The organism is Massilia sp. UYP34 (genome assembly GCF_056279385.1).
Window position 1 is genome coordinate 45,978 of sequence record NZ_JBWBRF010000021.1, and the last position, 21,505, is coordinate 67,482.

The following is a 21,505-nucleotide window of genomic DNA, read 5'->3' on the forward strand; positions in this document are numbered from 1 at the left end:
GATCCTAGGCCGCCATCCCGGCCGATTCGAGCCACTGCAGGTAGCACACCGCCACCGGCATGTCGTGCGCCGCGCAGTAGTCGATCCAGCGCAGCTGGTTGTCCTGCAGGCGGTCGCCCGGGCCCTTCACTTCGATCATCAGGTAGCGGCCCTCCTGGGGCCAGAACTGGATCAGGTCTGGGAAGCCCGTGCGGTTTTCCTTGACGTCGGCCAGGATCCGTTCGCACCACTTGCGCAGGTGGGCCGGTGGAATGCAGGCCAGGGCCAGCTCGATGAGGTCGGGCGTGACGCCGTCCCAGTGCACGAAGGGTGACTGCAGCCCGGCCTTTTCCTGATACGCGAGCCGGATCGTGTCGCGGTAGCTGCCGTCTTCGAGCTGCGCCAGGCAGGCGGCGAATTGCGCCTGCCGGCGCTGGTGGAAGTCGGCGCTGTGCAGGTCGGCCGGACCGCGGTGGAATGGGTGGAAGAAGGCGCCGGGGATGGCGGCGAACACGGCGCGCCAGCACAGCAGGCCGAACAGGGTGTTGGCCAGCGCGTTCTCGACGTAGAACACGGGCGCGTCGGCGCTATGCAGGTGGCCGCGCACGGCGCCCTCGACCCAGCGCTCGCCGTTCGGCGGCGCCAGGCACAGCTCGATGCGCTCGACATGGGTCCTGGCGCGCGGCGCCAATCGCGCGTGGCCGAGGCGGCGCGCCAGGCGCGGCGCGATGCGGGCCAGGTGCTGGCGCTCGGCGTCGTTCTCGGGCCTGGCCTGGGCTTCGAGCAGCAGGGCATGGGCCTGCTCGAAGCGTTCGTGTTTTTCGAGCACGCGGATCGCGCGCCCCCGCGCGCCGGGAAAGCGGCAGCGCGCATAGGCGGCGTAGGCGCTGTCCCAGTCCTTCAGCTTTTCGTAGTGCTGGCCGATCTGGAACGTGAGTTTTTCGCGCCGGCTCTCGAGCCAGTCATTGTCGAAGGCGTGCACGGGCAGGTCGCGCACCACGGCGTCCACGTCTTCGCCGGCGGCGAAGCGCTCGCGGCAGGCATGCAGTTGCAGGTAGTGGTCGACGTCGGCGCGCTGGCGAAAACCGCGCGAGGCGGGCGAGATGTCCACGCGCTCGTAGCGGAACAGGCCAAGGTCGGACAGCACGAAGTCGGTCCAGCCCTGGTGCAGGTTGCCGAAAAAGACCAGGCGCAGGCGGTCGCACAGCGGCTTGACCAGGATGCGCCAGGCGACGTCGGAACAAGCCGGATGCCAGCCGGAGAAACAGCGCGCTTCGGGGAAGACGAGGCGCAGGGCGTCCAGCTGCGCATCCTTGCGGGCCGTCTTGCGCGGCAACTGCGCGCCGAAGGCGTCAAGGATCTCGGGCTTGGACAGCAGGTCGAACAGTTCGTCGAGCGTGAGTTCGGGATCGCGCTCGATCCAGCCGGTGCCGAGCAGGTGTCCGGCGGCCTCGACCGGGCAGCCGATCTCGGCATAGCTCAGTTTGCTGGCACGGAACAGATTTCCCTTGCGCATGACCATGCGCACGAACAGGGCGCGCGCATTGTGCGGCAGGGTAGGGAACAGCGCCAGGAACGCCTGCTCGCCGTCGTCGAGCAGGTCGCCATAGCGTTCACCGATCCAATCGAGAACCCGCTGGAAGTTATCCAGATAATAAAACTCGTTTTCCAACACCCTGATCATGACCGAACGCTCACCTGTACTTATATACAGTATAGCGCTTTCTGGCGCAGACTGCCCGGCAGTGTGGCCGCAGCTGGCGGGTGCGGCCGGTTTGCATGCGGCTGATTTGCTTGCGCCTTGTTCACCACGCCGGCAGGGCGCCAGGGAGGCCCTGAACTTCCCTAGCGTCCCGGTGGGGGCGCGGCGTCATCTTCCGCAGGCGCGGCGTGGCCGTTGGCATGGTAGATCACGGCCGAAATCAGGGCGACGTCGCTGTCGTCATGGGATTCGCCGGGGCGCGCCGGATTGACCGTGCGGGCCGGGCGCGTGGATTGGCGCAAGGTCGGGGCGCGGGGACGGGGAGCGGCGGCGCGCGCTTCCGGACGGCGCGGCGGGGCCGTCCTGGCGGGCGCCGGCGCGGCCTTGACCGTGGCCGGAGGCACGGCGGCCGGCTCGAGCAGGCGCAGCGGGGGGATGGGGGCCGGCGCGGGCGCCGCCGCCAGCACCGGGTCCGGCGCCGCGTCGACGATCACGGCCGCCGCGGCCGCCTCGGCCGGCACCGGGGCCGCGACCGACATCGGGCGAGGCGCCGCATCGGGCCGCGTCGCCTCGTGCGGCGCCGGGCCCGTCCCGGCCGCCAGCCAGGCCAGCGTCGCCGTCAGGCCGAGCGCGACCGCCGCCGCGGCGCCATACCAGCCCAGCCGCGCGCGATGGCTGGAACCCGGGCGCCGCGCCGGCTCGCGCTCGAGCTTGGCAAGTATGCTGTCTTCACGGCCGCCGCGGCGCGACGCCGACATCAGGTTCGGACGCATCTGGGCATGTATGCGGTTGTCTTGATTTTCGTCTGATGAACGCACGACATTACTCCTAAGATTGGATTCTCCTGTTCTGATTAGAAACAATCCTGGGGAGTCCGATGCTGATCTTGATCGCCCTTCTGTACGTTTGTCTGGCTTCAGGCCTGGCTTGGCTTGTTCTTTTTCCAGGTGGACGCGCATGGATGTCGCGCGGCATGCATGTCGTGCGCGGCCTGGCCGGTCGCGCCGGGGCCTGGGGCCATGCCGGCACGCGCGCCGCCGGCGCCATGCGCGACAGCGTCGCCCTGTCGCTGCGCGAGCGGGTGGTGCAGGGATTGCGCCGCCACCAGGTAGTGCTGGCCATCGGCGCGCCGGCAATCCTGATCCCTTCGCTGCTGGCGCTGGCCCTGAGCAATCCGGCCATGCTGCCCATGTACGAGAGCAGCGCCGCCTTGCCCGACGAACAGGTGGCGGCGTTGCTGGCCGGCGAGCAGCTGGTGCCGCCGGTGGCGCTGCCGCCCAGCGTGTTCACCACGGCCGAGGTCGAACTGGTGCGGCCGATGCTGGTCGGCGCCAGCCGTAACTGGGGCTTGCTGCATCCCGACTTCAGCCAGCGCCTGCTGCTGGCGTTCAAGATCATGAAGGAACAGCACGGCTACGAGATCGCGCTGCTCGAAGGCTACCGCAGTCCCGCGCGCCAGGATGAGCTGGCCGCAAGCGGCGGCCACGTCACCAATGCGCGCGCCTTCCAGAGCTGGCACCAGTACGGCCTGGCGGCCGATTGCGCCTTCCTGCGCGACGGCAAGCTGGTGATCTCGGAGAAAGACCCATGGGCCATGCGCGGCTACCAGCTGTATGGCGAGGTGGCCGAGTCGCTGGGGCTGACCTGGGGCGGGCGCTGGAAGATGATGGATCTCGGCCACATCGAGCTGCGCATGCGCGGCGTGATGGGGCGCTGAGCGTCGCCTGGGCTGTTGCGTGATTTTTCGAATTTTGGGCCCATTGCGCAGAGTCAAGCAGCCCCGTCTTGGCCCATGCGACCATTTCCTGTGAGACTTTTTAACAAGAGACAGCGCCATGCCACGACTCTGGAAGTTCATGACCGACAGCCGCGTGCTGGTCGCGATCGGCGTCGCCGCACTGGCGGCCATCCTGGTACTCGGCGCCGGCCTGCTCGGCGTCGGCATCGTGTGGGCCGCCATTGTCGCCCTGGCGCTGCTGGCCTGCTGGGGCATCGGGTGGATGCTGCGCCGCGCCTGGCGTGCACGCCAGGCGCGCAAACTGGCCGGCGCCATCGCCGGCGCCGCCGACGCCGGCGGCAAGGACGAAGTCGCGGTGCTGCGCAAGAACCTGCTGGAGGCGGTCGGCACCATCAAGACCTCCAAGCTGGGCCTGACCCGCGGCGCCGCGGCGCTGTACGAGCTGCCGTGGTACATGATCATCGGGAACCCGGCGGCCGGCAAGAGCAGCGCCATCGTGCACTCGGGGCTGAGCTTCCCGATCCCCGGCAACAAGGCGCTGCAGGGCGTGGGCGGCACCCGCAACTGCGACTGGTTCTTTACCACCGACGGCATCCTGCTCGACACCGCAGGGCGCTACTCGGTGCAGGACGCCGACCGCGCCGAATGGTTCGGCTTCCTGGACCTGCTCAAGCGTCACCGCCAGCGTGCGCCGATCAACGGCATCCTGATCGCGGTCAGCGTGGCCGAGCTGATGGCCGGCCCGGCCACCGCCTCGCACGAGCTGGCCAAGAACCTGCGCACCCGGGTGCAGGAGCTGACCGAGCGCCTCGGCGTGCACGCGCCGGTGTACGTGGTCTTCACCAAGGCCGACCTGATCGCCGGCTTCCTCGACTTCTTCCATGACAGCGAGCAGGCCGAGCGCGAGCGCATCTGGGGCGCGACCCTGCGCTACAACCGGCGCGCCGCGCCGCAGGACGTGCTGGCCTTCTTCGACGAACACTTCGACGAACTGGTCGACGGCCTGAAGGAAATGAGCCTGGCCGGCATGGGCGCCAACCGCAGCGCGACGCTGCGTTCCGGCGTGTTCACCTTTCCGCTGGAATTCGCCGCGCTGCGCACGCCGCTGCGCGCCTTCCTGGCCACGCTGTTCGAAGAGAACACCTATCAGTTCAAGCCGGTGTTCCGCGGCTTTTACTTCACCAGCGCGCTGCAGGAAGGCAGCGTGCAAGACCTGTCGAGCCGGCGCGTGGCCAGCCGTTTCGACCTGGCGCTGCAGGAAAGGAAAGGCGGCGAAGCCGCTGCCGAGCAGTCGGGTGCGCAGTCGGGCTCGCAGTCGGGCTCGCAGTCGGGCTATTTCCTGCTCGAGCTGTTCCGCAAGGTGGTCTTCGCCGACCGCGACCTGGTCAAGCGCTACACGAATCCGGCCGCGGCGCGCTGGAAGCTGGGCGCCTTCTTCGCCGCCACGGTCCTGCTGGGGTGCGCGATGGGCGGCTGGTCGTGGTCCTACATGGGCAACCGCCAGCTGGTCGCCAACGTCCAGTCGGATCTCGACAAGGTGAAGAAGCTGCAGGTGGGGCGCATCGACCTGCAGTCGCGGCTCGAAGCGCTCGACATCCTGCAGGACCGCATCGAACAGCTCGAGCGCTACGCCGACGACAAGCCGTGGGCGCTGGGCTTCGGCCTGTACCAGGGCGACGTCCTGGCGCGCAAGCTGCGCGACGAATACTTCGCCGGGGTGCGCGCGGTGATGGTCGAACCGGTCGCCGGCGCCCTCGAGACGATGCTGACGGAGGTGAATAACAACGCCGCCAGCCTCGATCCGGCGCGCCAGGTGGCCGCGCCCGCGACCCCGGCCGCCTCGGCCCCCGCGCCCAGGCTCGGGCAGCCTTACCAGGACGCGTCGCCCACCGATGTCGGCGACGCCTACAACGCGCTCAAGACCTATCTCATGCTGGGCGATAAATCGTGCGCCGAGCCGGGCCACCTGAACGACCAGCTCACCCGCTACTGGCGCGGTTGGCTGGAATCGAACCGCGGCAGCATGCCGCGCGAGCAGATGATCCGCAGCGCCGAACGCCTGATGACCTTCCACCTGGCCCACATCGACGACCCGGCCTGGCCGCAGATTTCGACCAAACTGGGCCTGCTCGACACCACGCGCGAGCACCTGCGCCGCGTGGTGCGCGGCACGCCGGCGCGCGAGCGCGTGTATGCCGACATCAAGACCCGCGCCGCGACCCGCTTCCCGGCGGTGACGGTGGCGCGCATCGTGGGCGAGCAGGATGCGGCGCTGGTGGCCGGCAGCCACGCGGTCAGCGGCGCCTTTACCCGCGCGGCGTGGGACAAGTTCGTGCTGGACGCCATCCGCGATGCCTCCAACAAGGAACTGAACACGGTCGACTGGGTGCTCAAGACCACCGCGCGCGACGACCTGACCCTGGAAGGCAGTCCCGAACAGATCCAGAAGGCCCTGATCGACCTGTACAAGGCCGACTATGCGCGCGAATGGCTCAAGTTCGTGCAGGGCGTGGCGATCGCCGACCTGCGCGGCTTCGACGCCAGCGTGCAGGCCATGAACCGCCTGGGCGACCCGCAATCCTCGCCGCTGGCCAAGCTGCTGCGCACCATCTATGAAGAGACGGCCTGGGACAACCCGGGCGGCCTGCGCGCGCCGGTCGGCAAGACCGAGCGCGGGGTGATCGAGTGGTTCAAGCAGGTGGTCTTGCGGCGCGCGCCGTCCGACGCGCGCACCCTGGCCGACAGCATCGATCCGGCCCAGCTGCTGGCCCAGCAACAGCAGGGAGCAGGGCCGATCGGCCGCGAGTTCGCGGGCGTGGCGCGCCTGGTCGGCGCCAAGGAGAAGGAAGCGTCCCTGATGAGCGGCTACCTCGATGCGCTGTCGCGCCTGCGCTCGCGGCTGAACACATTGAAGAACCAGGGCGATCCGGGCCCCGGCGCCAAGCAGTTCATGCAGCAGACGCTGGAGGGCAACGGCTCGGAGCTGGCCGACGCGCTGCGCTACGTCGACGAACAGATGCTGACCGGGATGAGCGACAGCCAGAAACAGGCGCTGCGCCCGCTGCTGGTGCGCCCGTTGACCCAGACTTTCGCGATGATCGTGCTGCCGTCCGAGGCCGAGATCAACAAGACCTGGCAGGCGCAGGTGGTCGAACCCTTCACCCGCACGCTCGCGGGCAAGTACCCGTTCGCCCAGGATTCCAGCCTCGAGGCGACTCCCGGCGAGATCGGCCAGGTGTTCGGCCCCGAAGGCGCGGTGGCCAGGTTCGTGGGCACGGCGATGGGGCCGCTGGTGGTGCGGCGCGGCGACATGCTGGCGGCGCGCACCTGGGCCGACATCGGCATCTCGCTGGCGCCGCAGGCGGTGGCCGCCTTCCCGGGCTGGGTGGCGCCGCTGTCGAACAACGGCGTGGCGGCCGGCGGGGCGGCGCAGACCGTGTTCCAGGTGCTGCCCCTGAGCGCGCCCGGCACGCTCGAATACACGCTCGAGATCGACGGCCAGCAACTGCGCTACCGGAACACGCCGCCCAGCTGGAACAATATGGTCCACCCGGGCCCGCAGGGCGTCTCCGGCGCCCGGGTCTCGGCCGTGACGTTCGATGGCCGCACGGTGGAGCTGTTCAACCAGCCGGGCCAGTTCGGGCTGCAGCGCCTGTTCGAGGCGGCCCAGCGCAAGCGCAAGGACGGCGGCGTGTTCGAGTTGCGCTGGACGGCGCAGAACATCTCGGTGGCGGTCGACCTGAAGATCGTCAGCAGCCCGCAGTCCAACGGGGGCGGCCAGGGCCAGGCCCAGGGCTTCCGCGGCCTGCACCTGCCGCCGGCGATCGTCGGCCGCCATGACGTCCAACAAGCGGCGCCGGCGCTGGCCAGCGCGGGAGTCCAATGATGCGCACCGACCGCATCGGTTACTTCGGCAAGGTCCCGGCGCGCGCCGACTTCGTCAAGCTGGCCCACGATCCGGCCGCGATCGGCATGCTCGACGCCTGGCTGGCGCAGGTGATGACCTTGCTGCCGTCGGACGCGCGCTGGCGCTTTCACTACGACGCGATGGCGCCGGTGAGCTTCGCCCTGGTCGGCCCGGCGCGTCACCACGCGGTGGCCGGCCACCTGCTGGCCAGCCACGACCGGTCGGGACGGCGCTTTCCCTTCCTCGCCACCCGCACGCTGGCGGTGAGCGATCCGGCCGCCTTCGTCGCCCGTTGTCCGCTGGCGTTCGCGCCGCTGTGGGTGTTCCTGGAAGAGATCTGCCCCAAGGTGCTGGGCGAGGGCGACCCCGCCGCCTACCTGCAGGCGATCGCCGACAGCGCGATCGGGCTCGGCGACGAAGCGGCGCTGGCGCGCTGGATGGAGCACGCCACGATCGCCTCGCTCGACGGCTTGCTGCAGCGCGCGCCTTCCAGCGCCAGCGCCAGCGCGGCGCGGCTGGTGCTGGCGCTGGGATTGCTGCTGCAGCCGGTCATGCACAGCCAGCCGGCCGAGCTGCATAAAAGCCTGGTGCTGCCGCTGCCGCACGATGCGTCGGCGCGCTATCCGGTGGCGGCCTTCTGGCTCGAGCTGATCGCGCCTTTCCTGCGCCGCGCGCAGTTCGACCTGGCGCTGTTCATCACGCGCCAGGAAGAGCGGCCGGTGCTGGTGGTGGGCTTTTGCGCGGCGCTGGCCGAAACCCTGCGCGCCGTGATCGATCCCCTGGTCGGCGCCGAGCTGCAGGTGCGGCTGCTGGAGACGGACTGGATCGACGAGCAGCTGCAGTTCGACGCCGACGTGCGCCAGCTCTCGAGCCAGCTGGCCCAGCCCGACCTGCCGCTGGCGCTGGCGCGCGACCTGTTCATGAAGACCTTCATCGGAGCCTGACGTGACACTTCGCACCCTGACCCTGTTGCTTGGATTGGCCGGCGCCATGCCGCTGGCCGCGCAGACGCCATCCGGCGCGGCCGAGGCCCCGGTCGTGGTCAGCGGCATGGTCGCCGACGAAGCCGCCAAGGCCGCGCTGCTCGAGCGGCTGCGCGGCGTGTACGGCGCGCAGCGCGTGGTCGACCAGCTGGCGGTCGGCGCGGTCTCGACGCCGGCCAACTGGAACAATTACGTGGGCAGCCTGATCGGGCCGAACCTGCGCCTGGTGAAGGGCGGCCAGCTGAAAGTCGAGGGCAACAGCGTCAGCCTGCGCGGTGACGTGGCCAGCGAAGCGCAGCGCCAGCAGATCGCCGCCGAGATCGCGGCCCGCCTCAATCCGACCTATACGGTCAATAACGGCCTGCGGGTGGCCGCGTCGCAGCAGAGCGTGCTGGATGCGGCGCTGGCCGACCGCATCATCGAATTCGAGTCGGGCAAGGCCACCCTGACCCCGGCCGGCACCGAGGTGCTGGACGGGATGACGGCGGCCCTGAAGAAGCTGAACGGCGTGAAGGTCGAGATCATCGGTCACACCGACAACGCCGGCTCGCGCGCCGGCAACCTGTCGCTGAGCCAGGCGCGCGCCGAGGCGGTCAAGGCCTATGTGGTGAGCCAGGGGATCGCGGCAGAGTCGATCGCGGTGTCGGGCGAAGGTCCGGACCGGCCGGTGGCCGACAACCGCACGCCGGAAGGCAAGGCGCGCAACCGGCGCATCGAGTTCAAGGTCATCCAGTAGAACGCTGGTGGTACAGACGGGGAACAGACGGGGAACAGCGGGGAACAGCGGGGAACAGACGGGGAACAGACGGGGAACAGACAGGGAACAGACAGGGAACAGACAGGGAACAGACGGCCCCGGGATCCAGGATCCCGGGGCCGTCCTGCTTTCACGGCAGGGTGATGGTCACGTGCGCCGCCTTGGGCGGCAGCTTGACCAGGTCGTTGTAATGCGCCAGCGCCAGCTCGGACTCGTTGCCGAGCGCCGTCCGGAACCCCAGGTAGGCCCCCATCCCGGCCAGCGTGAACACCGCCGCCAGCACCCATAGCGACAGGTCGCTGCGCAGCCGGTTGACCACCTGGTCCGGGCGCTCGGCGTGCGGCGCGAATCCGCGGGTGCGGCCGCGCATGCGGGCGATTTCGTCGCCCAGGCGCGCCACCAGGTAGTCCAGCTTGTCCTTGCCGTCCAGCGCATAGCGGCCCTGGAAGCCCAGCAGCAGGCACATATGGAACACCTCCAGGGCCTCGACCTGCTGCGCGCCCCTGGCGCGCAAGTCTTCCAGCCGATGGAAGAAGTGCTCGCCGGCCAGCTGGTCGCCGAACACCCGCAGCTGCAGCGGACGGGTCTCCCAGGCCTCGCGCACCTCGTAGGTCGAGCGCAGGATGATCTCGTCCACCGCCGAGCAGTAGGCGTACTTGGCCGCCGTCACGTCCTCGGCCGCGATGCCGAGCGCCTTGGCGCTGCGGTCGACGTCGGCCAGGAAGGCGGTCATATTGTCGGCGAAGGCGCCCTTGTCCTGCGGTCCGCAGCCGTTCTTGAGCAGGAACAGCGCGTGAAAGCCCTCGTACATGATGTCCACCAGCCGCTGGCGGCGGTTGCCGGCGTCACCCTGGCGCGCCGCGCGGCGCTCGACGAAGGCGTTCATGCCGACACCGCGATCAGTTCGAGGCGCAGCTCGCGCACGCCGTTCGGCACGTACACCGAGATCGCCTGGGCCTTGAGCATCGCCTCGTACAGCACGCCGCGGCCTTCGAGCACGAAGTAATAGGTGTCGGGCCGCACCGGAATCGCGCTCGGCACCTGGGGCGCGTGCACCAGCTTCACGCCGGGCAGCGCCGACAGCACGAACTTGTCGACGTCTTCGGGCGAGCCGACCTTGAACTGCAGCGGCACCGCCTCGACCAGGCGCAGCGCCGGCATGTCGGCCGCCACCGCCAGGTACAGGGTGGTCTGGGCGTTGATGCGGCCCGAGTCGAGCGCGCCGAGGTAGTACGACGGGCGGTCCTTGTGCAGGGCGATGGTGAAGTAGCGCGACGAGATCACGGTGTCGAGCAGGTCGCGGATGATGCCGTCCAGGCGCGCGAACTGGGGGCCAGGATCGGCGTGGACGTAGGAGGGCAGGTCCTCGAGCCGGTAGCTGCGCGAATAGGTCATCAGGCCGCCGGCCAGTTCCAGCATGGCGCCGTACAGGCGCTCGGGATGCAGCTCGCGGTGGTGCAGGTAGTGGGCCAGCGCGGCATAACCGGCGCTGGCCGTGTGCAGCAGCCAGAACGAGGACACGTCGCCGCCGCGGATCTCGACCACGTTGCGGCTCGGCTCGCGCAGGTCGCCATACAGCGCATTGACCTTGGCCAGCAGCTTTTCCATCAGCCGCGCCAGGCCGCCATAGAGACCGGCGCCGGGCATCGTCACCGCGTCGATCGACAGGCTGGGCGGAACGAAGCCGGGATCGATCTCGAAGCCGCCGGTGGCCACGCGCCGCAGGCGCAGCAGCGCAAAGCTCTCGTAGGCTTCCAGCGGCTCGCTGTCGGCCACCAGGCGCAACGCCTTGCGCAGGTAGGTCACGGGCGCGTCGGCGGCCTGGGTGTACAGGTCCTGGGTCTCGCGATCGATGCGCCCGAAGCGCACCTCGACGGTCTCCAGCGCGTCCAGGCCGCTCGCGCAGTTGTCGCCGTGCGTGCGCAGCGCCGGCAGGGCGGCGTGGTAGGTGACCGTCTGCTGCGCCGGCGGCAGCTCGCCCAGGCGCACCTGCGGCGGCAGCACGTCGTCGCCCGGCGCGCGCACCACTTCGCCGTCGGGGAACAGCAGCGACAGCTCGTCGATGCGCAGGATGTCGTTGCGCAGCGCGTCGAGATCGACCGCCAGCTTGCGCACGCCCCAGCAATGCGGATGCAGGGCGCAGGCGGTCTGGTTCAGGCGCGCCTCGTGGTAGCGGTCCTGCTGCTGGAAATGCTGGGGCCGCAGGAACAGTCCCTCGCCCCATAAGACCTTGGATGGCATGCTCACGATCGCCTCCTCGACGTTCAGAAAGAACTAGCTTGCAGGAAAGTTATAAACATTTATTGACAGCGCACAGAGGCCAGTGCCGAAGCGCCCGCGTTGGCCGTGGCCGAACCCACGCTCATCGCGCAGGCGTGCAGGCCGACGCTCAGGCCGTTGCGCTCGGCCTCCGGGCTGCTGATCGCGGTGCGCCAGCGGCCGGCGGCCGGGGTATGGAACAGGGCGACGATGCCGACGTGGCCCGCTTCGCGCGCGACTTTTTCGGTCACCTCGTAGCGCTGGCCCGGCACCAGCATGATCTCGCGCACCTCGACCAGGTCGGCGCCCAGGCTCTCGCGCTCCAGGCGCGGGTCGAGGAAGGTGGCGTAGGGCGCACCCTCGAAGGCGTCCTTCTGGCGCAGCTTGTACAGGCGCACCGCCAGCGCCAGCGGCTGGCCGCGCGAATCGACGTTCAGGCGCGTGGCGGCGTGCAGCTTGAGCGGCACGTTGCGCGGCGGCTTTTGCGACTCGGGCAATTCGGCCGGCTTGCGCAAGCCGGCCGCCTCCAGGGCCACGCTGGCCAGCGGCGCCAGCGCGGCGCCGCCGCAGCCGGCGAGCGCCGCTGCCAGCGCGGTTGCGGCAACCAGCGGGCCGGCCCGCTTGAACGTCCTCATCAATGATCTCCTCGCAATTGTTCTAAAGCACCAGAGTTGGATTGAACCCCATCCGCGCCAGGGCGCGCTGACCCGGCGCAAACGCAAGCGATACCCAACAGTCCTTGGTTGAACTCGCTTTTCATTGACAGTGCACAACTTCCTGAAAAGTGCGATGCGAATAATGGGGGCTTGTTCACCCACTGGAGAGACGAGCATGATCCGCAAACGCCTGTTACCCCTGCTGCTCGGGGTCGCCGCCCTGGCCGGGTGCGCCACCGATGGCACGGGCACCGCCGCCAAGCGCGCCGCCGTGTCCGAGAACATCTATGCCGAAGCCGATGCCGCCCTCGCGGCCGGGCAGGGCGAGAAGGCGGTCAGCCTGCTCAAGGCGGCCAGCGTGGCGCATCCAGTCGACAAGAAGCCCTGGGTGCGCATGGCCCAGATCCGTTTCGACGCCGCCCAGTACGGCGACGCCATCAGCAGCGCGCAGGAAGCGCTGGCGCGCGATCCCGACGACACGCTGGCCTACAGCATCCTGGCCGTCAGCGGCCTGCGTGTGGCCAGCAAGGCGCTGGCGGACCTGACGCGCAAGAACAATCTGCAGGGTTCGGTGCGCAGCGAAGCGCAAGACCTGGCCAAGCTGCTGCGCACCAGCCTGGGCGAAGAGGTGCTGGTCACGCCCCGTCCCGCCGCGCGTGCGGCGACCCGCAGGACCCCGAGCCAGCCAGCGGTGGCGGCCCCGCCGCGTCCGGCGGCCGCCAGCGGCAGTCCGTTCGACGTATTGAAGTAACCCCATCATTGCCCACTGGAGTCGACATGGCCAAGAGCGAAAGCGTTCAGAAGCGCTTGCAGAAGGTGCGCGCGCCGCGCGTGCAGATGACCTATGACGTCGAGATCGGCGACGCGATCGAGAACAAGGAGCTGCCCTTCGTGGTCGGCGTGGTCGGCGACTTCGGCGTCGACCCGGGGGCCGAGAAGAAGCGCCTCAAGGACCGCAAGTTCGTCAATGTCGATGCCGGCAATTTCGACGAGGTGCTGGGCGCCGTCGCGCCCGTCGCCACCTTCAAGGTCGACAACCACCTGTCGCCGGAGGGCGGCCAGTTCGGGGTGCAGCTGCAGTTTCGCGAGATGGACGACTTCCGGCCCGAGTCGGTGGTGCGCCAGGTGGCGCCGCTGGCTGGCCTGCTCGAAGCGCGCACCAAGCTGGCCGACCTGCGCAACAAGCTGGCCGGCAACGACAAGCTCGAGGACATCCTGACCGAGGTGCTGAGCAACACCGAACGGCTCGACGGCCTGCGCAAGTCGCGCCCCGATGACGAAAGGGGAGAGTGAGATGGCGGCGGTATTCGAATCCACCCAGGCCACGGCGGGCGCGGCGCACGGCGCGCCGGAACTGGACGCCTCGCTGCTGGACCAGATTGTCGAAGAAAGCCGCGTGGCGGCGTCGAGCAGCGAGCACGAACGCGCGCGCGACCTGATCTCGGAGCTGGTGAGCCAGGTGATGCAGGGGACGATGGTGATCTCGTCCAACCTGTCGGCCACCATCGATGCGCGCCTGGCGGAACTGGACCGCATGATTTCCGACCAGCTGTCGAGCATCATGCATGCGCCCGAATTCCAGAAGCTCGAACGCAGCTGGACCGGCCTGCACTACCTGGTCAAGAACAGCACCACGAGCGCCAACCTGCAGATCCGCATGCTCAATGCCAGCAAGCGCGAGCTGGTGAAGGACTTCCAGTCGGCCATGGAGTTCGACCAGAGCACGATGTTCAAGAAGATCTACGAAGAAGAATTCGGCACCTTCGGCGGCGCGCCGTACGGCGCCCTGATCGGCGACTTCGAGATCTCGCGCCAGCCCGAGGACATCTACTTCCTCGAGCAGATGTCGCACGTGGCCGCGGCCAGCCATGCGCCGTTCATCACTTCGAGCAGCCCCGAGCTGTTCGGCGTCGAGAGTTTCGGCGACCTGGGCAAGCCGCGCGACCTGGCCAAGGTGTTCGACACCGTCGAATACGCCAAGTGGAAGGCGTTCAGGGAATCCGAGGATGCGCGCTACGTCGGCCTGTGCCTGCCGCGCTTCCTGGGGCGGTTGCCATACCACCCGGCCGACGGCATGACGACCGAGGGCTTCAACTACGTCGAGGACGTGGATGGCAGCGACCACTCCAGATACCTGTGGTGCAACGCGGCCTATGCCTTCGGCGCGCGCCTGACGCGCGCGTTTGAAGATTATGGCTGGTGCGCCGCGATCCGCGGCGTCGAGGGCGGCGGCCTGGTCGAGAACCTGCCGACCCATACCTTCAAGACCGACGAGGGAGAAGTGGCGCTGAAGTGCCCGACCGAAGTCGCGATCACCGACCGCCGCGAAAAGGAACTGTCGGACCTCGGCTTCATCTCGCTGGTCCACTGCAAGAACACCTCGTACGCGGCGTTCTTCGGCGCCCAGTCGGCGCAGAAGGCGCGCAAGTACAACAACGAGGCGGCCAATGCCAATGCCGTGCTGTCGTCGCAGCTGCAGTACATCTTCGCCGTCTCGCGCATCGCCCACTACATGAAGTCCATGATGCGCGACAAGATCGGCAGCTTCGCCGCCGCGTCGAACGTCGAGGATTACCTGAACCGCTGGCTGACGCAATACGTCCTGCTCGACGATAACGCGAGCCAGGACCAGAAGGCGCAATTCCCGCTGCGCGAAGCCAGCGTGCAGGTGTCCGAGGTGCCGGGCCGCCCCGGCGTGTACCGCGCCGTGTCCTTCCTGCGGCCGCACTTCCAGCTCGACGAACTCTCCGTTTCGCTCCGTTTGGTCGCGGAGTTGCCGCAGTCGACCAAAAGCTAGCACCTTTAATCTTTCACTAACTTGGAGTAGAACATGGCAATTGACGTGTACCTGCAGATCGACGGGATCAAGGGCGAATCGATGGACGACAAGCACAAGGACTGGATCGAGTGCACCTCGGTGTCGTGGGGCGTGACCCAGCCGCGTTCGGCCACCGCGTCCACCGGCGGCGGCCACACGGCCGAGCGCTGCGAGCACCAGGAGATCGCGCTGACCAAGCTGGCCGACCTGTCGTCGCCGATCCTGCTGCAGACCTGCTCGGCCGGCAAGACGATCCCGAAAGCCAAGCTGGAATTCATGCGCGCCGACGGCCAGGGCGAGCGCATCAAGTATTTCGAGATCGAGCTCGAGAACGTGCTGATCGGCGGCATCAGCCCCAGCGTGTCCGAAGGCAGCATCATCCAGGAGCAGGTCGGCCTGAAGTTCTCGAAGATCAAGTGGAAGTACACCCAGCAGAAGGTCACCGGCGGCGCCGGCGGCAACACTTCCGGCGGCTGGGACCTGGCGGCCAACAAGGTCGCCTGAACGGCGCCGCCGTTCTCGCCCGCGCGGCGGCCACGCCGGCCGCCGCCGCATTGCCATTCGCTTTACCGCGCATCCGCCATCCCCGGGAGGCACCATGAAAGGCTTCACGCCGGGCCTGCTCGACCGCCTGATGGTCGACGACGGCGCGACCGGCGCCGCGCTGGGCGTCGAGCAGCTCAAGGATAGCGTCGCGCGCGACCTGGAAGCGCTGCTCAATACCCGCATCGCGCTGGACGTCACCCGTCTCGAGGGCTATCCGGCGGCGCGCGCCTCGATCCTGCACTACGGCCTGATCGACTTCGCCGGTTTCTGCCTGACCAGCAGCGTCGACCGCGCCGCCGTCTGCGCCAGCATCGAGGACGCGATCGCCACCCACGAGCCGCGCCTGGTTGACGCGCGCGCCGTGCTCGAGCCCGCGGCGGGCGACGTCAACCGCCTGCATTTCGCGATCCATGCCCGCCTGGCGGTCGACGGCCTGCTCGAGCCGGTCAACTTCAATGCGGTGCTGCAGCCGTCCTCGCTGCACTACGAGATCAACCGAAGCGCCCGGCCGCCCAAGGGCTGAAGGCGGCGCCACCACGCCACTACGATAAGGGAGCCACGATGGACATCAACCTCAAGACGCTCATCTCCAAGCTGAACGACACCACCCGCCTAGCCGCCACCCGCGCCGCCAGCATCTGCATGGGGCTGGGCCAGTACGAGGTCGAGGTCGAGCATCTGTTCCTGGGCCTGATCGAGCAGCCGGGCAGCGACCTGGCGGCGATCGCGCGCCAGTGCGACATCAGCCTGACCGGCCTGGAAGCCGACCTGCGGCGCGAAGTGGGGCGCTTCGCCACCGGCAGCGCACGCACGCCCGTGTTCTCGCGCCACCTGCCGCTGCTGCTCGAGCATGCCTGGCTGATCGCCTCGCTGACGATTGGAGAAAACCCCGGCCGGCCGAACCGGATCCGCAGCAGCCACCTGTTGCTGGCGCTGCTGACCGAGCCGTCGCTGGCGCAGCTGGCGCAGCGTGCCTCGCCGCTGTTCGCACGCTTCCCGCTCGACCGCCTGAAGCACGACCTGGAGCGGCTGACGCGCGGCTCCAGCGAGGCGAGCGCGCTCGAGGTAGAGGAAACGGGGGGCGCGGGGCCGGACGCCGCCTCCGAACTGAGCCAGGCCGCCGCCCGCGCCACGCCGGCCCTCGACCAGTACACCACCTGCCTGACCGGGCGCGCGCGCGACGGCAAGGTCGACCCGGTGATCGGGCGCGACATGGAAATCCGCCAGGCGATCGACATCCTCATGCGGCGGCGCCAGAACAACCCGATCCTCACCGGCGAGGCCGGCGTCGGCAAGACCGCCGTGGTCGAGGGCCTGGCGCTGCGCATCGCCCAGGACGACGTGCCGGACGTGTTGAAGGGCGTCGAGATCCACACGCTCGACATGGGCCTGCTCCAGGCCGGGGCCAGCGTGAAGGGCGAGTTCGAGAACCGCCTCAAGAATGTGATCGAGGAAGTGAAAAAGAGTCCTCATGCGATCATCCTGTTCATCGACGAGGCCCACACGATGATCGGCGCCGGTGGCGCGGCTGGCCAGAACGACGCCGCCAACCTGCTCAAACCGGCGCTGGCGCGCGGCGAGCTGCGCACGATCGCGGCCACGACCTGGGGCGAATACAAGAAGTATTTCGAGAAGGACGCCGCGCTGGCGCGCCGCTTCCAGGTGGTCAAGGTCGAGGAGCCGGACGAGGACACGGCGGCGGCCATGCTGCGCGCCATGGCGCCGCTGATGGAGCGGCACTTCGGCGTGCGTGTCTACGACGACGCCATTACCGAGGCGGTGCGCCTGTCGCACCGCTACATCAGCGGCCGCCAGCTGCCGGACAAGGCGATCAGCGTGCTGGACACCGCGTGCGCCAAGGTGGCGCTGGGTCAAAGCGCCACCCCGGCGCTACTGGAAGACTGCGTGCGCCGCATCGAACGGCTGGACGCCCGCATCAGCGCCCTGAACCGCGACGCCAGCGCAGGCGCCAACCACGCCGAGGTGCTGGCGGCACTGGGCCAGCAGCGCGCCAGCGCCGCGGCCGAGCAGGAGATGCTGCAGCGCCGGTGGGAAGAAGAGCAGGCGCTGGCCAACCAGATCGGCAAGCTGCGCGCCGAGCTGGAGGCTTCCGGCAGCCGGGACGAGAACGGTGGCGCGAAGGAGTTGCGCGCGTTGAACCACGCCTTGCGCAGCCTGCAGGGCGAAGCCCCGCTGGTGCCGGTGCAGGTCGACGGCCACACGGTGGCCGAGATCGTCGCCGCCTGGACCGGCATCCCGCTGGGGCGCATGGTCAAGGACGAGATCCGCACCGTGGTCAACCTGAAGGCCATGCTCGACGAGCGCATCCTCGGCCAGGGCCATGCCAGCCATGTGGTAGCCCAGCGCGTGCGCACCGCGCGCGCCAACCTGATGGATCCCAACAAGCCGAAGGGCGTGTTCCTGTTCGTCGGCACCTCGGGCGTGGGCAAGACCGAGACCGCGCTGGCGCTGGCCGACATCCTGTACGGCGGCGAACGCAAGCTCATCACGATCAATATGAGCGAATACCAGGAAGCGCACAGCGTCTCCGGCCTGAAAGGTTCGCCGCCGGGCTACGTCGGCTACGGCGAGGGCGGGGTGCTGACCGAGGCGGTGCGGCGCAATCCCTACAGCGTGGTGCTGCTCGACGAGGCCGAGAAGGCGCACCCGGACGTGCTCGAGATGTTCTTCCAGGTGTTCGACAAGGGCGTGATGGACGACGCCGAAGGACGCCAGATCGACTTTCGCAACACGATCATCATCCTGACCTCGAACGCCGGCTCGAGCCAGCTGATGGCGGCGTGCCTGAACAAGGCTTCGAACGAGCTGCCCACGCCCGAGCAGCTGTCCGAGCTGCTGCGGCCGGCGCTGATGAAGCACTTCAAGCCGGCCTTCCTGGGCCGCCTGGCGGTGGTGCCGTTCTACCCGATCGGCGACCAGGTGCTGGCCAACATCATCCGTCTCAAGCTGGCGCGCATCGGCGAACGCGTGCTGGACAACCACAAGGCGAAATTCGAATACGACGACGCGCTGGTGGAGGCGGTCCTGCAGCGCTGCACCGAGGTCGACTCCGGCGCGCGCAATGTCGACAACGTCCTGAACGGCACCTTGCTGCCGGAGATCGCCGACAACGTGCTGGCGCGCATGGCCGAAGGCGGCGGCATCGCCCGCGTGAAGGTCGGCGCCACCAAGGCCGGTAAGTTCAAGTACCTGATCGAACCGAGAGAAGCCTGAGGAGGGCGCCATGCTGGACATCGATGCGTTGCTGGCGCCGATCGCGCCGGAGAATCCCTGCGGCGACGACCTGGCGTTTTCGCCCGAGGTCGACGAGATCGCGCGCGCGCGCCTGGCCGACGATCCTTCGCTGGAGCAGGGCGCCTGGGTCACGGCGCTCAAGGAAGCCGACTGGAAGCTGGTCGGCAAGCGCTGCACCGGCTTGCTGCAGACCCGTAGCAAGGACTTGCAACTGGCCGTGTGGCTGGTCGAGGCGAATGCGAAGACCGGCGGCATGCGCGGCCTGGCCGAGGGCCTGGATCTGGTGGCGGCGCTGTGCGAGCGTTACTGGGACGGGCTGCACCCGCAGGCCGACGAGGATGGCTTCGAGCGCCGCATCGGCAACCTGGCCTGGCTGGCGGGCCGCATCGCGCCGCTGGTCAAGACGATGCCGCTGGCCGAGAACGGCGTGCTGACCCTGCAGGCCTGGGAAGTCGCGCGCGCGAAGGGGCCGGACGCCGTGGCCGAACTGGAGACGGCGCGCGCGCGCAGCAAGGTCCCCTTCGTGCAGGCGCTGCTGGCCGATTGCGAAGCCTGCCGGGACGCGTTGCAGGCGCTGGAACGGGTGGTCGATGGCCAGCTCGGCGCCGATGGGCCGGGCTATAGCGTCGGGCGCGCCGCGCTGGACGACGTCGCGGACCTGCTCGGACCGGTAGCGATGGCGGGCACGGCGCCGGCGCTGCCCGAAACGGTGGCGACCGGCGGCGCAGTCGCGCCGCTCGCGCCGCCGCTGCGGATCGACGGGCAGCTGGCGCACCGCGACCAGGCGCTGGCCCAGCTGCGCCAGGTGGCCGAATTCTTCCGCCGCACCGAGCCGCACAGCCCGGTGGCCTACCTGGCCGAGAAAGCCGCGCGTTGGGGCGAGCAGCCGCTGCACGCGTGGCTGCGCTCGGTGATCAAGGATGACGCCTCGCTGGCGCGGCTGGAAGACTTGCTGGGGATCGAAGATCCGGCGCCGTGACGCTGATACCGTCAAGTCAAGCTGGCTGAGCTAGCCGTCAACTACGTCGTCCCCGCGCAGGCGGGGACCCAAGTTCTGCAAACGTCGTCGAAACGCTTGCAAGACTGGGTCCCCACCTTCGCAGGAACGACGGTTTTACGCTGACTTTTTACGCCAACTCAGGAAGACTTTCGCCTTACCTTGACGTCATTGGCGCCGTGACGCAGGACGTCCACGGGGGGCGCTTACTCCTGCCCGGCCTTGTCGGTCTTGGCGGCGCCCGGCGTCACGATCGCGCTGGCGCGCTCGAACTGCGCTTCCACGGTCTGGACCGCCTGGCGGGTGGCCTGGGTCACCTGCTCGTAGCCCTTGAAGGCATTCTCGATCGCGGCCTTGATGATGTCGACCGCGTTTTCCGAGCCCGGCTTGACGTTCTGGGTGACGTCATAGATCAGCGCCGACAGCGTGTTCTTCGCTTCGGCCACGTGGGCGTCGGCGGCGCCGCGGAACTCATCGTGCATCTCGTCGATGATGACCTTGAGCTGGGCCGCGTATTCGGCGGCGTTGGTGACGCCGGCGGCCGGCTGCATGCGCGCGGCCAGCGCGTCGAAGGCGGCTTTCGGATTGCCGGCCTGGGTGGCTTCGGCCATGCTGCGGCCGGCGGCCATCGTGCTGTCGACCGAGTTCTTCGCGGCGTTCAGGTTGAGGGCGACGACCTGCTCGACGCCCTTGACGGTCTTGCCGGCCAGGGCGTTGAAGGTCTGCATCTGCAGGTCGAACAAGGTTTTTGTGGCGTTTGCGAACTGCTCCGGGCTGGTGAACATGGTCGTCTCCTCAGTGGCTGCTCTGTTATGGTATGAAATGGGGCGGCGAAGTTTGTCGAAACTGCGCGCCTTCCGCTTTCATTATTTAACAACAATGAGTTTTTCGCAACGCATGTCCCGATAGGGACCGTTTGATTTTTCCCAGCCTTCGCCCAGCGGGGTCTGGGAACAGGCCAGTTCGCCGGTGAGCTTGCTGCGCCATTGGTAATAGGGCGCCGGCCCGGCCAGGGCGTAAGACAGGATGAGGACGAGTGCCAGCCCGAGGGCCGCGGGTCGGAGAATCTGCATGGGTCCATGCTCGGACGTTCGCGGCTGCAAGTCAAGCGCGGCTTGAGCTTACTACCATGGGAAGGTGTATGCTTGGCGCTGGAAAAGTCGGGAAACACCGGGAGCACACCATGCAGCAACCGCAAGCATTGACCATCGGCGACGCCGCGCGTGCGTCGAGCGTGTCGGCGAAAATGATCCGCCATTACGAATCGATCGGCCTGCTGAAAGCGCCGCGCCGCACCGAGGCCGGATATCGCCTGTACAGCGAACAGGACGTGCGGACGCTGCAATTCATCCACCGCGGCCGCGCGCTCGGGTTTTCTCTGGACCAGATCAGGGATTTGCTGGCGCTGTGGGAAGACAAGCACCGGGCCAGCGCCGACGTGCGCGCGATGGCGCTGGCGCATATCGCCGAGCTGGATCGCAAGATCGCCGAGATGGAAGCGATGCGCAGGACGCTGGAAAGCCTTGCCGCATCCTGCCATGGCGACGCGCGTTCGGAATGCCCGATCCTGGACGACCTGGCGGCGCGATGAAAAGAGGGCGCATAACGCAAAACGCCGTAGTCCTCATGAGAAGGCTACGGCGTTTTGCGGGACCAGAAGTCCGGTAAAACAAGGTAGATGTTGGTGCCCACGGAGGGACTCGAACCCCCACACCTCGCGGCACATGGACCTGAACCATGCGCGTCTACCAATTCCGCCACGTGGGCACTGAAACAACCGTACAACGATACTGCTTTTACAAACAGGTAGATTTTGGTGCCCACGGAGGGACTCGAACCCCCACACCTCGCGGCACATGGACCTGAACCATGCGCGTCTACCAATTCCGCCACGTGGGCACTGAAACA

General features: G+C 68.3%; 19 protein-coding genes and 2 tRNA genes. 12 read left to right on the forward strand and 9 right to left on the reverse strand.

What is annotated here, in order from left to right:
- Positions 1-4 precede the first annotated feature (4 nt).
- Together ACZ9AQ_RS21165 and ACZ9AQ_RS21170 are read right to left on the reverse strand one after the other, a co-directional pair.
- On the reverse strand, positions 5-1,663 hold the full coding sequence (locus ACZ9AQ_RS21165; RefSeq protein WP_429205051.1) for a VRR-NUC domain-containing protein: 1,659 nt from the start codon (positions 1,661-1,663) through the stop codon (positions 5-7).
- Between the two features lie 161 nt (positions 1,664-1,824).
- On the reverse strand, positions 1,825-2,499 hold the full coding sequence (locus ACZ9AQ_RS21170) for a hypothetical protein (protein WP_429205050.1): 675 nt from the start codon (positions 2,497-2,499) through the stop codon (positions 1,825-1,827).
- 59 nt (positions 2,500-2,558) lie between these two features.
- Between ACZ9AQ_RS21170 and ACZ9AQ_RS21175 the strand changes: the two genes are divergently transcribed.
- From ACZ9AQ_RS21175 to ACZ9AQ_RS21190, 4 genes are all read left to right on the forward strand, one after another.
- The gene (locus tag ACZ9AQ_RS21175; protein ID WP_429205048.1) at positions 2,559-3,398 is read left to right on the forward strand and encodes a M15 family metallopeptidase; all 840 of its coding nucleotides are present in this window, start codon (positions 2,559-2,561) and stop codon (positions 3,396-3,398) included.
- A gap of 118 nt (positions 3,399-3,516) precedes the next feature.
- The gene (gene tssM / locus ACZ9AQ_RS21180) at positions 3,517-7,305 is read left to right on the forward strand and encodes a type VI secretion system membrane subunit TssM (RefSeq protein WP_429205047.1); all 3,789 of its coding nucleotides are present in this window, start codon (positions 3,517-3,519) and stop codon (positions 7,303-7,305) included.
- A complete protein-coding gene (tagF, locus tag ACZ9AQ_RS21185) occupies positions 7,302-8,270 on the forward strand; it encodes a type VI secretion system-associated protein TagF (RefSeq protein WP_429205045.1) in 969 nt (322 codons plus the stop codon). Before tssM ends, tagF begins: the two co-directional genes overlap by 4 nt.
- 1 nt (position 8,271) lies before the next feature.
- A complete protein-coding gene (locus ACZ9AQ_RS21190; protein WP_429205044.1) occupies positions 8,272-9,045 on the forward strand; it encodes an OmpA family protein in 774 nt (257 codons plus the stop codon).
- 151 nt (positions 9,046-9,196) lie between these two features.
- Here ACZ9AQ_RS21190 and icmH read toward each other — a convergent pair whose 3' ends face one another.
- The 3 genes from icmH to tssJ are packed head-to-tail and all read right to left on the reverse strand — an operon-like array spanning position 9,197 to position 11,960.
- The gene (gene icmH / locus ACZ9AQ_RS21195; protein WP_429205042.1) at positions 9,197-9,952 is read right to left on the reverse strand and encodes a type IVB secretion system protein IcmH/DotU; all 756 of its coding nucleotides are present in this window, start codon (positions 9,950-9,952) and stop codon (positions 9,197-9,199) included.
- Complete coding sequence (gene tssK / locus ACZ9AQ_RS21200; RefSeq protein ID WP_429205115.1) at positions 9,949-11,307, reverse strand: type VI secretion system baseplate subunit TssK; 1,359 nt, start codon at positions 11,305-11,307, stop codon at positions 9,949-9,951. The genes icmH and tssK overlap by 4 nt, the downstream gene beginning before the upstream one ends.
- 59 nt (positions 11,308-11,366) lie before the next feature.
- Positions 11,367-11,960, reverse strand: a complete 594-nt coding sequence (gene tssJ, locus ACZ9AQ_RS21205; RefSeq protein WP_429205041.1) for a type VI secretion system lipoprotein TssJ — start codon at positions 11,958-11,960, stop codon at positions 11,367-11,369.
- Positions 11,961-12,156: 196 nt separating this feature from the next.
- Here tssJ and ACZ9AQ_RS21210 point away from each other — a divergent pair, with 196 nt between their 5' ends.
- The 7 genes from ACZ9AQ_RS21210 (at position 12,157) to tssA (ending at position 19,579) form a co-directional block, all read left to right on the forward strand.
- On the forward strand, positions 12,157-12,732 hold the full coding sequence (locus ACZ9AQ_RS21210) for a tetratricopeptide repeat protein (RefSeq protein ID WP_429205040.1): 576 nt from the start codon (positions 12,157-12,159) through the stop codon (positions 12,730-12,732).
- Between the two features lie 26 nt (positions 12,733-12,758).
- A complete protein-coding gene (gene tssB, locus ACZ9AQ_RS21215) occupies positions 12,759-13,274 on the forward strand; it encodes a type VI secretion system contractile sheath small subunit (protein ID WP_429205039.1) in 516 nt (171 codons plus the stop codon).
- Position 13,275: 1 nt separating this feature from the next.
- A complete protein-coding gene (gene tssC, locus ACZ9AQ_RS21220) occupies positions 13,276-14,778 on the forward strand; it encodes a type VI secretion system contractile sheath large subunit (protein ID WP_429205038.1) in 1,503 nt (500 codons plus the stop codon).
- A 33-nt stretch (positions 14,779-14,811) separates the two neighbouring features.
- On the forward strand, positions 14,812-15,303 hold the full coding sequence (locus ACZ9AQ_RS21225; RefSeq protein ID WP_429205036.1) for an Hcp family type VI secretion system effector: 492 nt from the start codon (positions 14,812-14,814) through the stop codon (positions 15,301-15,303).
- A gap of 94 nt (positions 15,304-15,397) precedes the next feature.
- Positions 15,398-15,868 carry a type VI secretion system baseplate subunit TssE gene (gene tssE / locus ACZ9AQ_RS21230; RefSeq protein WP_429205034.1) on the forward strand — a complete coding sequence of 157 codons (471 nt, stop codon included), beginning with the start codon at positions 15,398-15,400 and terminating at the stop codon, positions 15,866-15,868.
- Between the two features lie 38 nt (positions 15,869-15,906).
- Positions 15,907-18,579 (forward strand): type VI secretion system ATPase TssH, encoded by a 2,673-nt coding sequence (tssH, locus tag ACZ9AQ_RS21235; RefSeq protein WP_429205032.1) that lies wholly within the window; start codon positions 15,907-15,909, stop codon positions 18,577-18,579.
- 10 nt (positions 18,580-18,589) lie between these two features.
- Positions 18,590-19,579: a type VI secretion system protein TssA gene (gene tssA, locus ACZ9AQ_RS21240; protein WP_429205031.1), complete on the forward strand. Its 990-nt coding sequence runs from the start codon at positions 18,590-18,592 to the stop codon at positions 19,577-19,579.
- A 224-nt stretch (positions 19,580-19,803) separates the two neighbouring features.
- On the opposite strand, the gene ACZ9AQ_RS21245 is transcribed toward tssA, so the two are convergent.
- Together ACZ9AQ_RS21245 and ACZ9AQ_RS21250 are read right to left on the reverse strand one after the other, a co-directional pair.
- Complete coding sequence (locus ACZ9AQ_RS21245; protein ID WP_429205029.1) at positions 19,804-20,382, reverse strand: phasin family protein; 579 nt, start codon at positions 20,380-20,382, stop codon at positions 19,804-19,806.
- 81 nt (positions 20,383-20,463) lie between these two features.
- Entirely contained in the window at positions 20,464-20,670 is a 207-nt protein-coding gene (locus ACZ9AQ_RS21250) for a hypothetical protein (RefSeq protein ID WP_429205027.1), read from the reverse strand.
- A 110-nt stretch (positions 20,671-20,780) separates the two neighbouring features.
- On the opposite strand from ACZ9AQ_RS21250, the gene cueR reads away from it, so the two are divergent.
- The gene (cueR, locus tag ACZ9AQ_RS21255) at positions 20,781-21,188 is read left to right on the forward strand and encodes a Cu(I)-responsive transcriptional regulator (RefSeq protein WP_429205026.1); all 408 of its coding nucleotides are present in this window, start codon (positions 20,781-20,783) and stop codon (positions 21,186-21,188) included.
- A gap of 91 nt (positions 21,189-21,279) precedes the next feature.
- On the opposite strand, the gene ACZ9AQ_RS21260 is transcribed toward cueR, so the two are convergent.
- Positions 21,280-21,364, reverse strand: a tRNA-Leu gene (locus ACZ9AQ_RS21260).
- Positions 21,365-21,411: 47 nt separating this feature from the next.
- Positions 21,412-21,496 (reverse strand) — tRNA-Leu (locus ACZ9AQ_RS21265).
- Positions 21,497-21,505 lie beyond the last annotated feature (9 nt).

Coding starts and splice junctions, on each gene's coding strand:
- ACZ9AQ_RS21225 (WP_429205036.1), top strand. CDS start 14,812: ATGGCAATTGACGTGTACCTGCAGATCGACGGGATCAAGGGCGAATCG.
- ACZ9AQ_RS21175 (WP_429205048.1), top strand. CDS start 2,559: ATGCTGATCTTGATCGCCCTTCTGTACGTTTGTCTGGCTTCAGGCCTG.
- tssM (WP_429205047.1), top strand. CDS start 3,517: ATGCCACGACTCTGGAAGTTCATGACCGACAGCCGCGTGCTGGTCGCG.
- tagF (WP_429205045.1), top strand. CDS start 7,302: ATGATGCGCACCGACCGCATCGGTTACTTCGGCAAGGTCCCGGCGCGC.
- tssH (WP_429205032.1), top strand. CDS start 15,907: ATGGACATCAACCTCAAGACGCTCATCTCCAAGCTGAACGACACCACC.
- tssC (WP_429205038.1), top strand. CDS start 13,276: ATGGCGGCGGTATTCGAATCCACCCAGGCCACGGCGGGCGCGGCGCAC.
- ACZ9AQ_RS21165 (WP_429205051.1), bottom strand. CDS start 1,663: ATGATCAGGGTGTTGGAAAACGAGTTTTATTATCTGGATAACTTCCAG.
- cueR (WP_429205026.1), top strand. CDS start 20,781: ATGCAGCAACCGCAAGCATTGACCATCGGCGACGCCGCGCGTGCGTCG.
- tssJ (WP_429205041.1), bottom strand. CDS start 11,960: ATGAGGACGTTCAAGCGGGCCGGCCCGCTGGTTGCCGCAACCGCGCTG.
- tssA (WP_429205031.1), top strand. CDS start 18,590: ATGCTGGACATCGATGCGTTGCTGGCGCCGATCGCGCCGGAGAATCCC.
- icmH (WP_429205042.1), bottom strand. CDS start 9,952: ATGAACGCCTTCGTCGAGCGCCGCGCGGCGCGCCAGGGTGACGCCGGC.
- tssE (WP_429205034.1), top strand. CDS start 15,398: ATGAAAGGCTTCACGCCGGGCCTGCTCGACCGCCTGATGGTCGACGAC.
- tssB (WP_429205039.1), top strand. CDS start 12,759: ATGGCCAAGAGCGAAAGCGTTCAGAAGCGCTTGCAGAAGGTGCGCGCG.
- ACZ9AQ_RS21245 (WP_429205029.1), bottom strand. CDS start 20,382: ATGTTCACCAGCCCGGAGCAGTTCGCAAACGCCACAAAAACCTTGTTC.
- tssK (WP_429205115.1), bottom strand. CDS start 11,307: ATGCCATCCAAGGTCTTATGGGGCGAGGGACTGTTCCTGCGGCCCCAG.
- ACZ9AQ_RS21250 (WP_429205027.1), bottom strand. CDS start 20,670: ATGCAGATTCTCCGACCCGCGGCCCTCGGGCTGGCACTCGTCCTCATC.
- ACZ9AQ_RS21210 (WP_429205040.1), top strand. CDS start 12,157: ATGATCCGCAAACGCCTGTTACCCCTGCTGCTCGGGGTCGCCGCCCTG.